Raw genomic sequence first — 14,085 nt, forward strand, 5'->3', positions numbered from 1 at the left:
ATTATGAAAAAACTAGTATTTACAGTACCTTTATTGTTCCTGTTTAGTGGATGCTCTAATTTAGAAGAACCTCATGATGAAAGCAGAGTTGCATTGATTAAAAAAACAAACCCACCTCCAATTGAGCTTGTTGATCACCCAGAAACAGATAGTGTCGGACATGCTATAAAAAAAGATGTGGACAAATTGGAAGAATTATACGATACCGCTGTGATTCAAGGAATGGATAAAGATGTCCTAGTTGCCTATAAAGTGAAGCACCTTCAACGATTTCATATGAAGAAAATTGAAAAAAAAATGAAGAAGAAGCTTGAGGAGAAATATCCAGATATGGATTTTACGGTATCAAGTGATTATAAAATTTTTTTAGAAACGATTCGATTAAAGGAGAGAATTGAAAGTAAACATATCTCCAATAAAGAAGCAGAAAAAAGATTTAAAGAGATTGTCGACCTTCAACAGGAATTAACATAGAGAGGAGCAGGAATATGAGCAAAAAACAAAAGACACCTGAACAGATGCAATATGAAAAGGTAGAGCAGAAACATGAAACAAAACGACCTGTTGTGAAAAATTGTATTAAGGCGTTTTTTATCGGTGGATTGTTTTGTATTGTGGGGCAAGCTATATCATATTTCTATATTTATTTTTTTAATTTTACAGAACAGACAGCTGGAAACCCAACTGTTGCCACAATGGTTTTTATTGCGATGCTTTTAACAGGATTTGGTGTTTATGATCGAATTGGACAGTTTTCAGGAGCAGGAAGTGCTGTTCCGGTTACTGGTTTTGGAAATGCTGTCATCTCTGCAGCAATTGAACATAGAACGGAAGGATATGTACTTGGTGTAGGTGGGAATATTTTTAAATTAGCTGGGGCAGTCATTGTATTTGGTGTGTTTTCTGCGTTTGTCGTTGCCCTTATTAAATCCATTCTGATTAAAATGGGGGTGATTTAATGTTGAAAGGTAAATATTCTTGGCACTTTCAAAATAAACCAGTGATTTACTCTACAGGTGTTGTAGGAGGCCCATTCGAGAAACAAGGGCGTCTTGCTGAGGATTTTGACTCATTTTATGATGATCTTTGGATGGGAGAGGATACGTATGAGAAAGCAAACCGTACTTTGATTGAGGATGCGGTAAATCTTGCTCTCGAAAAAGGGAACATTCAAAGCGATCAAGTACAATTTTTCCTTTCAGGTGATTTAATTAATCAAATAACTCCTTCTAGCTTTGCGGCGAGAACGAGTAAAATACCATATTTTGGATTATTTGGTGCGTGTTCCACTTCAATGGAGGGTCTAGCACTAGCTTCATTTATAGTCGATTCTCAAGGAGCGGAAAATGTAGTTACTGGAGCTTCAAGCCATAACGCAGCAACAGAGAAGCAATTCCGTTACCCGACTGAATACGGGAGTCAAAAACCTCCAACAGCTCAATGGACTGTAACAGGTGCAGGTTATGCAGTTGTAACAAATGGATTAAATGCAGTTGGTAAAATGCCACGTGTTACTTCAGCGACAATTGGCAAAGTGCTTGATCTTGGATTTACTGATCCTTTCAATATGGGAGGTGCGATGGCCCCTGCGGCTGTGGATACAATCGTCCAGCATTTTCAAGATTTAGAACGTGATCCAAGTTATTATGACCTTATTATTACAGGGGACTTAGCAAAAATCGGGCGTGAAACAGCCTTGGAATTATTAGAACAAAAAGGCTATACCTTAAATGAAGATCAATTTATGGATTGCGGGCTATTAATATATGACGCCAATCAGCCTGTTCAATCTGGTGCAAGTGGACCAGGGTGCTCAGCTGCTGTCTTATATGGGCATTTATTAAACCAAATGAAAAAAGGGGTATACCAAAAGATTCTAGTTGTTGCAACAGGAGCTTTATTATCACCGTTAACTTTTCAGCAAGATGAAACCATCCCATGTATCGCCCATGCGGTTTCTGTTGAATATTGTTAAAATGCGGAAAGGAGGAAGTAACTCATGCTTGCAATGTTTTTTTGGGCTTTTGTTATAGGAGGTATTATTTGTGTAATTGGTCAGCTTTTATTTGACATTGCCAAATTAACACCAGGTCATACATTAAGTCTTCTTGTTGTAGCCGGTGCTGTATTAGCAGGTTTTGGACTTTATGAGCCACTCATTGATTTTGCCGGAGCAGGAGCCACGATTCCCATTACAAGTTTCGGAAATTCGCTTGTTCAAGGAGCAATGCAGGAATCAGAACAACATGGAATTATTGGTGTGTTAACAGGTATGTTCGAAGTAACAAGCTCTGGGATATCTGCGGCTATTATCTTTGGATTTTTAGGTGCGCTATTATTTAAACCAAAAGGGTAAAGAAGGTGTCAGGATTTGCCGGAGTATTTTGAAGTTGCATTTAGGAGTATCGGAATTGTTGCAGCGTTATTTTTTATCACAAAACTCCTTGGGAAAAAACAGCTTTCTAAACTTTCTTTTTTTGAATATATTACGGGAGTGACGGTAGGGAGTATTGCTGGAACCCTTTCCATGGATCTTGATTTAGCACTTGGAGAAGGGCTAATGAGTATCCTGATTTGGTTTTCAATCCCATTCATCTTTTCTTTAATTTCATTGAAAAGCACTAAATTTAGACATTTTGTAGAAGGAATCCCAACAGTATTTATTGAGAACGGTAACATTGATGAAAAGGCTTTAAAAAGAGAGAAATACACAACAGATGAATTATTAGAGCAGCTGAGGAAAAAAAATATATTTCGAGTTGCCGATGTAGAATTTGCATCATTGGATACGAATGGCGATTTAAGTGTCTTGTTGAAAAAGAATAAACAGCCTCTCATTTTTGAAGATATTAACATAGCTATGAAAAAAGCGACTACTCCTCAAATGGTTATAAGTGATGGGGTTGTAGACAAAGCGGCATTAAAGAAAGTCGGCTTCAATGAAGCTTGGCTTCAAAGTGAGCTCAAAAAAAGAAATATTGGTATAACAGACATCTTTTTAGCCCAGTTAGATGAGGATGGTCACTTGACTTTAGATCTTTTTCATTGGCAGAAGAATTAAAACTGATCATTATTATGAATTAACTATCGCCCATACACATTTATCCACTCTTACATATGTTAATAGGGAGCTTTAGGATAAAGTGAGGTGATACTTAATGCCTTATGGATACGGAGGATATGGCTATGGTGGTTATGGCTGTGGCTATGGCGGTGGTTACGGATCAACATTTGTATTAATCGTAGTATTATTCATCTTGTTGATCATTGTCGGTGCAAGTTTCTGCTAATTAAATACTCGTGTGTGGAGGTGAATCCAAACGGATCACCTCTGTTTTTTTGTTTAGCTGTATTCATAAGATTTGTTGCTATTAGAACAACAAGAAACACTATATGTGCAGAGATCTAAATGGGGAGGACGGATTTGATAAAATTGATGATTAGCCAATTTTTTTGTATTAGATGCCTTTTGGTACACTAAAAACATCTTTTAACACCAAAGGAGTTTTTGTTTTTTCTAGCATAATGAGGCGAACCAATCTTTTGCATATTACATATCATGAAAGTAGTTGTAAAGGAGGCGTAGAAGATGAATAATAACTTCTTTAAAAATATTGAGAAAAAAACCGGAGTCAATATGAACGATGTTTTTGAATTAGCCAATTCATTACAGAACGCTAATTTTAAAGATGAACAAACCGTTCGTGGAGTCATTAGACGAGTGTCCCAAATCGCCAATAAATCTGTAAATAAAGAAACTGAAGACAAAATTGTTAAATCCATTATTAATGATGGAAAACAACTTGATTTTGGAACCATTTCCAAAATGATAAATAATACCAATAATGGCAAGAAATAAGGAGGAGAGGATGACCTTTTAGGGAGTCCTCTTTATTATTGTTTTTTTTTCATCCCTTTAAGTTGCACCCTTTCACTTTCTTTATCTTATCCCTGAACACTTACTCGCTCGATAAATAACAACCTTATATCCATATTTTTTCAATTTCACACCCAAATAATCTCTCAAATTACCGAATAGTTTATAGTAATTGAATTTCGGTAAAGTGTTAAGAGAGGTGAAGAAAAATGGGTTACATTGCTCCAATCCCTCATCATCAGTATAAACAATATGCAGAACGAGAAATGAAAATAGTGTATGATCCTTTTAAATTTGTACCTATACCCAGAATTAACTTAAAATCGAAATTAAAGGAAAAGGATCATACTCGACTTCAGCAAAAATTTTCAAGAAGGAAAAAGAAGCACCCAACCTTAATAAACAAAAAAATAATGCACGATTCTTCAATATCACCTGACTTTTTAGCAGAGTTTACAGGAAAAGGGATACACTTTAACGAATATGTTTGAAAACAGGGAAAGGGAGATTTTCTTGAAATTTATAAAAGTAAGTGACGAATGTTTCTATTTTTCAAGTGCAGTCAATATTGGATATATCAAGAAAGATGGAAAAGGGTTGCTCATTGATTCGGGGATTGATAAATCAACGATGAAAAAAGTTTGTAATGAACTGAACGAAAACAAGTTCCCCCTTGATTATTTAATCATTACCCATGCTCACGCGGATCATTTTGGAGGTGGGCATTACATAAAAAGTACGTTAAACCTCCCTATATTTGCTCCTGCTTTGGAAGCGGCTATTATCGAAAACCCAGTTTTAGAACCGATTTATTTATGGAATGGTGCTTTTCCTCTTTCGGAATTAAGGAATAAATTTCTTGAAGGAAAAGCTGTTAAAGTAGATCACTTTATCCATGAAGGTAAGCTAGAAATAGGACCTTTTGGTTTAGAGGTCCTAAGTTTACCTGGTCATTCCTATGGGCAAATCGGTATTTTATTTCAGGGTATCCTGTATGCGGCAGATAGCTATTTCGGAATGGCCGCATTGGATAAACATGTAGTGCCGTTTATTACTGATCTGAAGGAGGCACTGTCTACTCTGAAATATTTGAGTGAGTTCCCTTGTCAAGGCTCCATTCCTGGGCACGGACCATTTGAGGAAGACTTTCATTTAACCATTCAACAGAATATAAATGTCCATAATAAGCAATTGGCCACTCTTGAGGGTTTGATACAAAAATATACATCTATTCCATTTGAAAAATTATTATCAAGATTCCTCGATGTGAATGATTTAAATGTAAACAATATTGGGCAGCTTCTCTTGTTTAGAACGACTTTTACAGCATATTTGACATATCTAATGGAACAAAAGACCATCAATCTTTGCGTCAAAAACAATCACCTAATGGTCGAATGGTAAGTTTTAATAACTCTGTATAAAGAACCCTTCCACATCTTCCCACTCTGCAAAGAGAACCTCTTTTGCGGAGTGGAATCCATGTTTTTTTATTTCCTCCATTAACCATTCTTTGTTTGCATCAATTATTTTTAAGTTATCATAAATAATCTCCCCGTCCATGATTAACGCAATTGGGATTGTAACCTTTGATGGCTTAAGATTTAAATCCTGTCTTTTAACCAATTCGAACATTGACTTTTTAACAACACTAAGTGAACCATTCGGTTCTAGGAAAGCGAATTCGCACTCCCTTACTGAGAATATATCTTTAGCCCTTAATAGGTGTTGAAGCTGATTAAGATCTAAATGATTTTTCTTGAGCTGTTGAAAATTAATTTTTCCTTTATGTATGACGATTGCAGGAGTGCCTTCTAATACATGTCTAAACCTTCGATATCTTTGAGTGAAGTGTTCAGTAAGATAGATTAATCCTCCCCAAATAATAATGGCAAATAATATTTCCTTCACACCGGTTTTGCCATCATACAATGAATTTCCAACAAGTTCCCCCAAGATTAACGCTGAAATGAAGTCAAATGCTGTAATTTGTGTAATTTGAGTTTTTCCCAGGATTTTTGTTAATAATAAAAGTGCAACAAAACCAATAGTGAGTTCTATAGCGATCCCAAATAAATCCATAGAAAGACCCCTTTATAATAAGTAATAGCTGTTTTCGCAAGTGTTGTTGCTTTTACAAGTTTAAATCTAAATTTATTATAATTTGATTATATGAAGTTAGAAGTTGGAGTGGACCGAATCATAAAGTTATTAGCAACAACTTTGCGTAAAGAGCAAAAGTATTCTATGACATTATGGTCTGATTCGTAGCGGAATATACAATGAAAATGAAAGAGGGTGACCCTTTATTTAGGGGCACCCTCAGCTTCTTTTCTGTTTATAATGTCTTGGTCATTGTTTTATGTGGGATTCCGGCGTCCATAAACTCATCAGAAACAACATGGTAGCCTAGGCCTTCATAGAAAGGAATGGCTTGTGTCTGTGCGTTTAGTTTTAAGGAAGGAATCGCTTGTTGTTTTGCATATTCCTCTATTGCATCCATGATTCTCTTTCCTGCGCCTGTACCTCGCTGATGTTTGACAACACAAATTCTTTCCACCTTGCCTATACCATCTACTAAACGAAAGCGTCCTGCTCCTATTGGTTCTGATTCGAGATAAAGAACGAAATGAGTAGACTCGTCTTCCAAATCATCAATCTCAATTTCCATAGGAACCATTTGTTCATCTACAAATACGGTTTTTCGTACAGAAAATGCATCGTCTAGCTGAGACTTTGATTCAACTACATAAACATTCACTGTGAATTAGTCCTTACCTAACCGGAATGTTTCATAAACTGTCCAAGAACCATTTTCAAGTTGATAGAGTAGGTGGAAGCGATCGACAATCTCTTCATGGTCTATTCCCATCATTCTTAAAGAGCCATAGACATCCGAATGTTCATCATTGGAAAGTTTTTGAGCAACCGTAATATGTGGAACAAATGCATACTCAGGTTCTAGTCCTAAAAATTCAGGCCCATGCATATCATTATGAAGCCCTTCTAATTCTGGATTTGAGTCTACTTTAAAATAGATAACATTGTTTACAGGCTGGAAAGAACTAATTTTATATGCCTTTAGGTTAAATGGGTCGTACTTTTTCGCAATATTACGCAGTTTGTCAGCAATTTCTTTAATATGCCCATCATCATCTGTCGAAAACACATTTCTCAATGTAAGATGTGGTGGAATCAAAGCATAATGTGGATCATATCTTTTTCTGTAAGAATTCGCTAAATCTTGTAATTTCTTCGATGGGAAAATAACAATTCCATAATTCATTTTGTACAACCTCCTCATTCCATTAGATACTAAATTAGAGCATATCTTATATTATAGCAAATTTTCAAACATTTTCACATAGGGCGAATGGTTTGGAGTTTTTTATGAGAGGACTCTATATGATGGTATTGGACCAGCATATAGAATCACCCTATATTCATTTGTATTAAGTTGTTTTTGTCATTGTCCATTTCTTATTTCAATTAATGCTTAGAACATCATTTTTAATGCACGTTTTAGATCAGGCTGCCAATATTTCCAAGTGTGGTCACCATCAAATTCGTCATAAAACGAGGAAAAATTCTTTTCCTCAAATAATTGATGTAACTCTCGATTAGGTACAAGAAAATCTTTAACTTTACCATCAGTTGTTTTCACTTCTGTTTCGCCTGTCCCGATGATGTGGTAAAGATTTATCAAATGAGGTTGTGTATGCTCTGTTACAGCCGTTAGGACTTTCTCGTTTACAAAAGGAGACTGTAGGATCACTTTACCGAAAGTATTAGGGTATTTAAGAGCGGTCATGAGTGATACTGTTGCACCAAGGGAATCACCTATCAAAGCTCTTCCCATACCAATATGATAGGTAGGATACTTTTCATCGAGAAATGGTACTAGTTCATGTGCTAAAAAGCGAATATATGCATCATTTTCTTCTCCATCCGGATGATACTTCCTGCGTCGATCTTCTACATTTTTATAAGGAATCCCTACAATGATCATATTTTCAATTTCACGTTCCCCAAGAAGTTCGTCTGCTAAACGAGGAATTCTGCCTAACTGAAAATAATCCTTTCCATCCTGTGCAATGAGTAAAGAATACTTATACAAAGGAGAGAATGTTGCAGGTAAATAGACAAGCATTTCTATTTCTTCATTTAATTCTTTGCTATAGAGGCTAAGTTCATTGATTGTACCTCTTGAAGACGTCATTATTCATACCTCCAAAAATGTTCATCATTAATTTTAAGCGGTTACAGGAAGATTGTATCATAACTTAAATCATAATTCCTTGTCATTACCTTCAATGCGAATTTTCGGAAAAGTTGATATAATGAAAGAACAACATTTTAAATCGTATTACTGTAATTTTGAGAGGGGAAAAATCTATGAAAAAAACGATTCATTCGCAAGAGGTTACACTAGCCGCACGTAAGCGTTTAGAAGATAGAGGTGTCAAAATAGAGGATATTGCAGAAATTGTTTTTGAAATGCAGTACCCCTACCATCCAGAACTCAGGATGGATGACTGTGTAGACAGCGTAAAAAAAGTCTTATTAAAAAGAGAGCTTCAGCATGCGATTTTGGTAGGTGTAGAGCTTGATATGCTAGCAGAGAATAAACAGCTTTCCGAACCATTACAATCGATTGTAGAATCTGATGAAGGATTATTTGGAGTGGACGAAACCATTGCATTAGGTGCGGCACTTGGTTACGGAAGTATCGCGGTTACCACATTTGGTCATCTCGACAAAAATAAGATTGGAATTATCCGTGAGTTAGATACAAAAAGAGGAGAGGGTGTTCATACTTTCTTAGATGATATTGTCGCAAGTATTGCAGCAAATGCTGCTTCTAGATTGGCCCATAGGTTTAGAGACAGTGAAGAAGAGTTGGCTGATGGGGAGATTAAAGATCAAGAGGAATTAATAGGATGAAGAAGGTAAAGGCCAGCTCTTAGTTATAGGGTTGGTTTTTTTCTTTGGAAGAAAGTTACTTAAACCACATGGTCGGTAGTATTTATGAAGCTTTAAAATTAGGTTAGCAAGTATCAGAGATCTAATGATAATAGCTTTTAATGACAAAAAACAATCTAGTATATGTAAACGGTTTATACATTATGCATACATTTGAGACAATTCAAGTAATTTAAATCATTGATTCGTTGAGGTATAGTAATTTTCTGAATAATTAAAACCTTTGTTTTTATTAGTTAGATTAAGAAAATATGTAAAGTGTTTGACAATTATATTACATAACATGATAGAATACTGTTTAGGTAAGTACAATTTTAATAGGGGGGAATTTCTTATGAAGAAACGCAGTTATTTTCTTGGGACAGCAATAGTCCTTATGCTCTCTATGATTCTCGCAGCATGTGGTGGAGGAAGTGGGGACTCCTCTGATGGCGGTGGAGATAATGACAGCAAGGTAGACTTTGTTGCAATAGCAACAGGTGGAACAGGCGGTACATATTATCCGCTTGGAGGAACTTTTGGAAAACTTATTACAGATGAGACTGATATTAAACACTCAGTTGAGACATCTGGGGCATCAGCTGAAAACATGGCGACGTTAAAAGCTGGCGATGTTCAAATTGCTTTTACTCAAACAGATATTGCAAGCTATGCAGTTGAAGGAACACAAATGTTTAATGAAAAAATTGATAATGCCAGAGGAATTGGAACACTTTATCCAGAAACAATTCAAATTGTAACGACAAAAGATTCAGGCATTAAATCTGTAGAAGACTTAAAAGGAAAAGTTGTGTCTGTAGGGGAAGCTGGGTCAGGAACACTTTTAAATGCTGAACAAATTTTAGAAGTCCATGGAATGACAACAGATGACTTGGAAGCAAGAAACCTGTCATTTGATGATTCTACAAATGGCATTCAAGATGGAACTATTGATGCAGCATTCATTACTGGTGGAACTCCAGTCGGTGCAGTTGAAGGATTAGCAGCAACTGAAGACATCTCAATCGTGCCAATCGAGCAGGATATGATTGACAGTTTAATTGAAAAGTACCCATATTATGCAAAAGACGAAATTCCTGCTGATACCTATAGTAAAATTGCAGAGCCTGTGACAACTGTAGCGGTTCGAGCAATGCTAGTTACTTATGAAGATATGCCTGAAGATGTTGTATACAACATTACTAAAGCAATTTTTGAAAATACGGATAAAATTCAGCATGCTAAAGGTGAGTTAATTAGTGCTGAAACGGCACTTGATGGTATGGGTATCGAACTTCATCCTGGAGCGAAGAAATACTTTGATGAGAAAGGTATTTCTAAAGAGTAGTATGGATGAACAAGGATAGACCGAGAATTTCTTGGTCTATTCTTTTATTGTTTACAATAATCTATATGAATTCATCAAAGTTTTATTTCGTGTTATCGATGGAGGATTAAACATGAAGGTTAAACTAATTTTTATTTTTTTCATTCTTCTCGCATGTTTAAGCGTAATCATCCTCTTCCCCTTTAAAACATATCTTGTCATTGAGTCAAGAAATAACCCTGAAGACTATTTGTTTCTGTCTATTGAAAAAGAGAAAGAATTTGCCGTTTTCTATACTCATTCTATTCATAAATCTTTAGTAGAAGAGTGGTATGCTCTAAGTGAAAATGATCGGATTAAGCAAACTAAACTAGTTTATGAAGACACAGCGATTGGTATGCCTTCAAACTCAGAATCTGGAGGAGAATTCGTTCGGACAGATGACGGTAAGTATGTCATTGAGAATATAAACAGAACGTTTACTTCGATAAATATGAGAATAGGTCAAGTAATTGCCAATCATAAACTTGTCTTTCGAAATAATCTCTATGAATTTTCGGAATATTTTCCGGAAGGTTCAGTTGTGACAATCAAAGCTAAGAAAATTTCGTTATGGCAAAAATGGAAAGGAGTGAAAGTTGATGAGTGAAAAGAAACTACATCAAACACTTAGTGAAGAAGAACAAAAAGAATTATTAGAAAAGTACGATCCAGAAGCTGCTACTCGAAGTGTAAAGGGAATATTTAAATGGATTATATTCTTTGGGTTACTTGCGTTCTCAGTATTTCAGCTATATGCATCGATCGCACAAGTTATTCCTAGACAACTACTATTATCTATTCATTTAGGGTTTGCACTTTCTCTTATTTTCTTATTATATCCGGCTAGAAAGAAGAATCTAAAGAAGAATAAAGTTGCTTGGTACGACATTATTCTTTCGATACTATCAATTGTTGTAGGCGCTTATTGGCCGATTATGCAAGAGGATATCGTTAATCGTATTGGACTAATGACCACAACAGATTTTGTTATTGGTGGACTGGCAATTCTATTAGTCTTAGAAGCAACTAGGCGTGCTGTTGGTTTACCGATTACGATTATTGCTGCTTTGTTCTTGCTGTATATGTATTATGGACGTGTAATGCCTGGATTCCTCGCACACCGTGGATTTGACTTTGATGATATTGTTAAAACGATGTTCTTTACAGGTGAAGGAATTTTAGGAACACCTCTATATGTATCGGCAACCTTTATTTTTCTTTTTCTTTTGTTTGGAGCTTTCCTCGTTAAAACAGGAGTTGGTCAGTATTTCAATGACTTAGCTGTTTCGATTGCAGGTAAGAGAACGGGGGGGCCGGCAAAAGTGGCGATTTTCTCCAGTGCTCTCCAAGGGACGATTAGTGGAAGCTCTGTTGCGAACGTTGTCACTTCCGGTTCATTTACCATTCCGATGATGAAAAAACTCGGATATCGGAAGGAGTTTGCTGGTGGTGTTGAGGCAGCAGCTTCAACAGGTGGACAATTAATGCCACCTATTATGGGTGCTGCAGCATTCTTAATGGTAGAGTTTATCGGTGGGATATCGTACTGGGAAATCGCTAAAGCGGCAGCTATCCCAGCATTGCTTTACTTTACAGGTATTTGGATTATGACTCACTTTGAAGCGAAACGAATCGGTCTTAGAGGGTTATCAGATGAGGAGATGCCTAATCGTAAAGAAGTCTTAAAGAAGATCTATCTACTTATTCCTATCTTAACTGTTATTGTATTATTACTTAGCGGAATAAGTGTTATGCGGGCAGCATTATGGTCAATTGTTGCTACGATTGTTATTAGTGCAATTCGAAAAGATACAAGAATCGGCCTCATGAAAATGATTGATGCGCTTGTAGATGGCGCGAGAACAGCTCTTGCTGTTGCTGCAGCTACTGCATGTGCAGGTATTATTGTAGGAGTTGTAACGAAAACAGGATTAGGATTAACACTTGCAAATGGTCTTGTGGACCTTGCTTCTGACATTACAAACACAGCAAACGGTAAGCTATTGTTGACTTTGTTCTTTACAATGATTGCATCGATTGTTTTAGGAATGGGATCACCTACAACAGCAAACTATGTCATTACATCAACGATAGCGGCACCCGCTATTATCTTATTAGGGGCTCCTGAGTTATCTGCTCATTTGTTTGTGTTCTATTTCGGTATTATTGCTGATATCACACCACCTGTAGCGCTCGCAGCATTCGCAGCAGCAGGTGTATCTGGGGGAGAACCTATTAAAACAGGGGTCAATTCGGCAAAACTTGCCATTGCAGCGTTTATTATTCCATATATGTTCGTGCTCTCGCCTGAGTTATTATTGATTGATACAACGATTCCAGAGATTCTGTGGGTTGTCTTTACGGCAATTACCGGTATGACGGCTATTGGTGCGGGGATAATCGGGTTCTGGATGAGAAAAATTTATTGGTATGAACGAATTGTGTTCGTTATTACAGGATTACTGCTGATTTATCCAGAAGGCATGACAGATATGATTGGTTTAGGGTTATTTATAGTAATGGTTGCCCTTCAATTCTTTATGAAAAAGAAGGATGGAGGACAAAAAACAGAGGTAACAGCATAAAGAATATTCTGGCTTTCTCTATGTAGTATAGGGGGAGCCATTTTCATTGAGATAAAGACCAAGTTGGTTAAATAATATTGGGACGAGATGAAGAAGTTCTTTTCTTCTCAATAGCGAGGATTTGGTCGAGCTTAAACGTTCTTATGTTTCGTCTATAATAACAATATGCTCTTAAGGTTTTAACGTTTAGCTCCTTAATGATTATGGTTCTTTTTGTACAAATACCTTTTTCACTTAAATAAATCATTTCTACAGGACTTTGTTCTAGCTGAAAACGGATTAATTTACTTCTCATAATGGAACCTCCTTTTTATTTATATTATTAGTATATACGAACAAACGTTCCTTTATACATGTTGGATTTTACCAAGAATTATTTTATATAATGTATTGATTGTTTACTAATAGTGGTAGTCTTAACAGGAAGTTAGACGAAATATAGAAGTGGTTAGAATTGTAGTTACTTATTGACAATTTTATTGATTCGTTATATATTATTAATTGTCGTTAGAATAATTTATTTACATATGAATGGGATCTGTTAGCTCAGCGGGAGAGCACTTCCTTGACAGGGAAGGGGTCGGGGGTTCAAATCCCTTACAGATCATACCGGTTAGTGAAGGCTGTAATCCTTGAGGGTTGCAGTTTTTTTTTACAAAAAAATATGTTGTCTTTGTCTTCTGACTTTATAATTTTATTAAGAAACCTTTTTGGAATTGACGGAAGTTTTCAACACTGAATATAGTGGAAGTGACTGTGATAAATTACTTGAACCTTTTGGGGGACTGGATATGAGTGGAATTGTCAAAACCTTTCAAACACCGTATTATGCAGTGATATTTACTTCGCAGCGAACAGATAGTGACAGAGGATATGGGAAAATGTCCGACAAAATGGTAGAGTTGGCTTCTCAGCAAGAAGGGTTCTTAGGAGTGGAAAGTGCCCGTCAGGAAGGACTAGGAATTACAGTATCATACTGGACCTCTCTTGATGCAATCAAGAACTGGAAGGAGCAATCAGCACATAAAATTGCACAAGAAAGAGGTAAAACAGAATGGTATAAAAATTTCTCTCTAAGAGTTTGTAAGGTGGAGAGAGATGATTATTTCGAAATATAGTTCTTATATGTCCATTATGAAGTCTATAATCAGAAGGACAGGCTAGGTTATCGAGGGCAAACACGTTTAGAAAAAGAAGGTGCGAGCGCTTTTAACAAGAATTTATTCGAGGAGCGAAGGCGGTTGGAGTGAGTGCAGAATTATCTTTAAGCATTTTATTCCAAATGCGATAGG

Annotated in this window: 19 protein-coding genes and 1 tRNA gene; 15 read left to right on the plus strand and 5 right to left on the minus strand. The window is 36.3% G+C overall.

Features of this window, described 5'->3' with window-relative positions; genetic code table 11:
* Window positions 1–3 precede the first annotated feature (3 nt).
* The 9 genes from JOC86_RS15165 (at window position 4) to JOC86_RS15205 (ending at window position 5,281) form a co-directional block, all read left to right on the plus strand.
* Window positions 4–474 (plus strand): sporulation protein, encoded by a 471-nt coding sequence (locus JOC86_RS15165; RefSeq protein ID WP_205173762.1) that lies wholly within the window; start codon window positions 4–6, stop codon window positions 472–474.
* Between the two features lie 14 nt (window positions 475–488).
* Entirely contained in the window at window positions 489–959 is a 471-nt protein-coding gene (gene spoVAC, locus JOC86_RS15170) for a stage V sporulation protein AC (RefSeq protein ID WP_205173763.1), read from the plus strand.
* Complete coding sequence (gene spoVAD, locus JOC86_RS15175; protein ID WP_205173764.1) at window positions 959–1,975, plus strand: stage V sporulation protein AD; 1,017 nt, start codon at window positions 959–961, stop codon at window positions 1,973–1,975. Before spoVAC ends, spoVAD begins: the two co-directional genes overlap by 1 nt.
* A 24-nt stretch (window positions 1,976–1,999) precedes the next feature.
* A complete protein-coding gene (gene spoVAE / locus JOC86_RS15180) occupies window positions 2,000–2,356 on the plus strand; it encodes a stage V sporulation protein AE (RefSeq protein WP_205173765.1) in 357 nt (118 codons plus the stop codon).
* Between the two features lie 15 nt (window positions 2,357–2,371).
* A complete protein-coding gene (locus JOC86_RS15185; protein ID WP_205173766.1) occupies window positions 2,372–3,061 on the plus strand; it encodes a DUF421 domain-containing protein in 690 nt (229 codons plus the stop codon).
* Window positions 3,062–3,158: 97 nt separating this feature from the next.
* Window positions 3,159–3,290, plus strand: a complete 132-nt coding sequence (locus tag JOC86_RS15190) for a YjcZ family sporulation protein (protein WP_205173767.1) — start codon at window positions 3,159–3,161, stop codon at window positions 3,288–3,290.
* Between the two features lie 299 nt (window positions 3,291–3,589).
* Window positions 3,590–3,859: a sporulation-specific transcription regulator SpoVIF gene (gene spoVIF / locus JOC86_RS15195; protein WP_205173768.1), complete on the plus strand. Its 270-nt coding sequence runs from the start codon at window positions 3,590–3,592 to the stop codon at window positions 3,857–3,859.
* Between the two features lie 227 nt (window positions 3,860–4,086).
* The gene (locus JOC86_RS15200; RefSeq protein WP_205173769.1) at window positions 4,087–4,368 is read left to right on the plus strand and encodes a hypothetical protein; all 282 of its coding nucleotides are present in this window, start codon (window positions 4,087–4,089) and stop codon (window positions 4,366–4,368) included.
* A gap of 22 nt (window positions 4,369–4,390) precedes the next feature.
* Window positions 4,391–5,281, plus strand: coding sequence for an MBL fold metallo-hydrolase (locus JOC86_RS15205; protein WP_205173770.1), 891 nt, complete (start codon window positions 4,391–4,393; stop codon window positions 5,279–5,281).
* A gap of 3 nt (window positions 5,282–5,284) precedes the next feature.
* On the opposite strand, the gene JOC86_RS15210 is transcribed toward JOC86_RS15205, so the two are convergent.
* The 4 genes from JOC86_RS15210 to JOC86_RS15225 form a co-directional block, all read right to left on the minus strand.
* Window positions 5,285–5,959 carry a DUF421 domain-containing protein gene (locus tag JOC86_RS15210; RefSeq protein ID WP_205173771.1) on the minus strand — a complete coding sequence of 225 codons (675 nt, stop codon included), beginning with the start codon at window positions 5,957–5,959 and terminating at the stop codon, window positions 5,285–5,287.
* Window positions 5,960–6,215: 256 nt separating this feature from the next.
* Complete coding sequence (locus tag JOC86_RS15215) at window positions 6,216–6,638, minus strand: GNAT family N-acetyltransferase (protein ID WP_205173772.1); 423 nt, start codon at window positions 6,636–6,638, stop codon at window positions 6,216–6,218.
* A gap of 6 nt (window positions 6,639–6,644) precedes the next feature.
* Window positions 6,645–7,163 carry a YjcG family protein gene (locus JOC86_RS15220; protein ID WP_205173773.1) on the minus strand — a complete coding sequence of 173 codons (519 nt, stop codon included), beginning with the start codon at window positions 7,161–7,163 and terminating at the stop codon, window positions 6,645–6,647.
* A gap of 210 nt (window positions 7,164–7,373) precedes the next feature.
* Complete coding sequence (locus JOC86_RS15225; RefSeq protein WP_205173774.1) at window positions 7,374–8,096, minus strand: alpha/beta hydrolase; 723 nt, start codon at window positions 8,094–8,096, stop codon at window positions 7,374–7,376.
* Window positions 8,097–8,272: 176 nt separating this feature from the next.
* On the opposite strand from JOC86_RS15225, the gene JOC86_RS15230 reads away from it, so the two are divergent.
* From JOC86_RS15230 to JOC86_RS15245, 4 genes are all read left to right on the plus strand, one after another.
* The gene (locus JOC86_RS15230) at window positions 8,273–8,821 is read left to right on the plus strand and encodes a phosphatidylglycerophosphatase A family protein (RefSeq protein ID WP_205173775.1); all 549 of its coding nucleotides are present in this window, start codon (window positions 8,273–8,275) and stop codon (window positions 8,819–8,821) included.
* Window positions 8,822–9,194: 373 nt separating this feature from the next.
* On the plus strand, window positions 9,195–10,187 hold the full coding sequence (locus tag JOC86_RS15235; RefSeq protein WP_205173776.1) for a TAXI family TRAP transporter solute-binding subunit: 993 nt from the start codon (window positions 9,195–9,197) through the stop codon (window positions 10,185–10,187).
* A gap of 112 nt (window positions 10,188–10,299) precedes the next feature.
* Window positions 10,300–10,815 carry a DUF1850 domain-containing protein gene (locus JOC86_RS15240; protein ID WP_205173777.1) on the plus strand — a complete coding sequence of 172 codons (516 nt, stop codon included), beginning with the start codon at window positions 10,300–10,302 and terminating at the stop codon, window positions 10,813–10,815.
* Window positions 10,808–12,793 (plus strand): TRAP transporter permease, encoded by a 1,986-nt coding sequence (locus tag JOC86_RS15245; protein ID WP_205173778.1) that lies wholly within the window; start codon window positions 10,808–10,810, stop codon window positions 12,791–12,793. The genes JOC86_RS15240 and JOC86_RS15245 overlap by 8 nt, the downstream gene beginning before the upstream one ends.
* A 67-nt stretch (window positions 12,794–12,860) precedes the next feature.
* On the opposite strand, the gene JOC86_RS15250 is transcribed toward JOC86_RS15245, so the two are convergent.
* The gene (locus tag JOC86_RS15250; RefSeq protein WP_205173779.1) at window positions 12,861–13,088 is read right to left on the minus strand and encodes a hypothetical protein; all 228 of its coding nucleotides are present in this window, start codon (window positions 13,086–13,088) and stop codon (window positions 12,861–12,863) included.
* A gap of 240 nt (window positions 13,089–13,328) precedes the next feature.
* Here JOC86_RS15250 and JOC86_RS15255 point away from each other — a divergent pair.
* Both JOC86_RS15255 and JOC86_RS15260 read left to right on the plus strand, forming a co-directional pair.
* Window positions 13,329–13,400: transfer RNA gene (locus JOC86_RS15255), tRNA-Val, on the plus strand.
* Between the two features lie 184 nt (window positions 13,401–13,584).
* Complete coding sequence (locus JOC86_RS15260; RefSeq protein WP_205173780.1) at window positions 13,585–13,911, plus strand: antibiotic biosynthesis monooxygenase family protein; 327 nt, start codon at window positions 13,585–13,587, stop codon at window positions 13,909–13,911.
* Window positions 13,912–14,085: the final 174 nt, after the last annotated feature.

Origin of the sequence: Rossellomorea pakistanensis (assembly GCF_016908495.1) — a bacterium.
Taxonomy (GTDB): Bacteria; Bacillota; Bacilli; order Bacillales; family Bacillaceae_B; genus Rossellomorea; species Rossellomorea pakistanensis.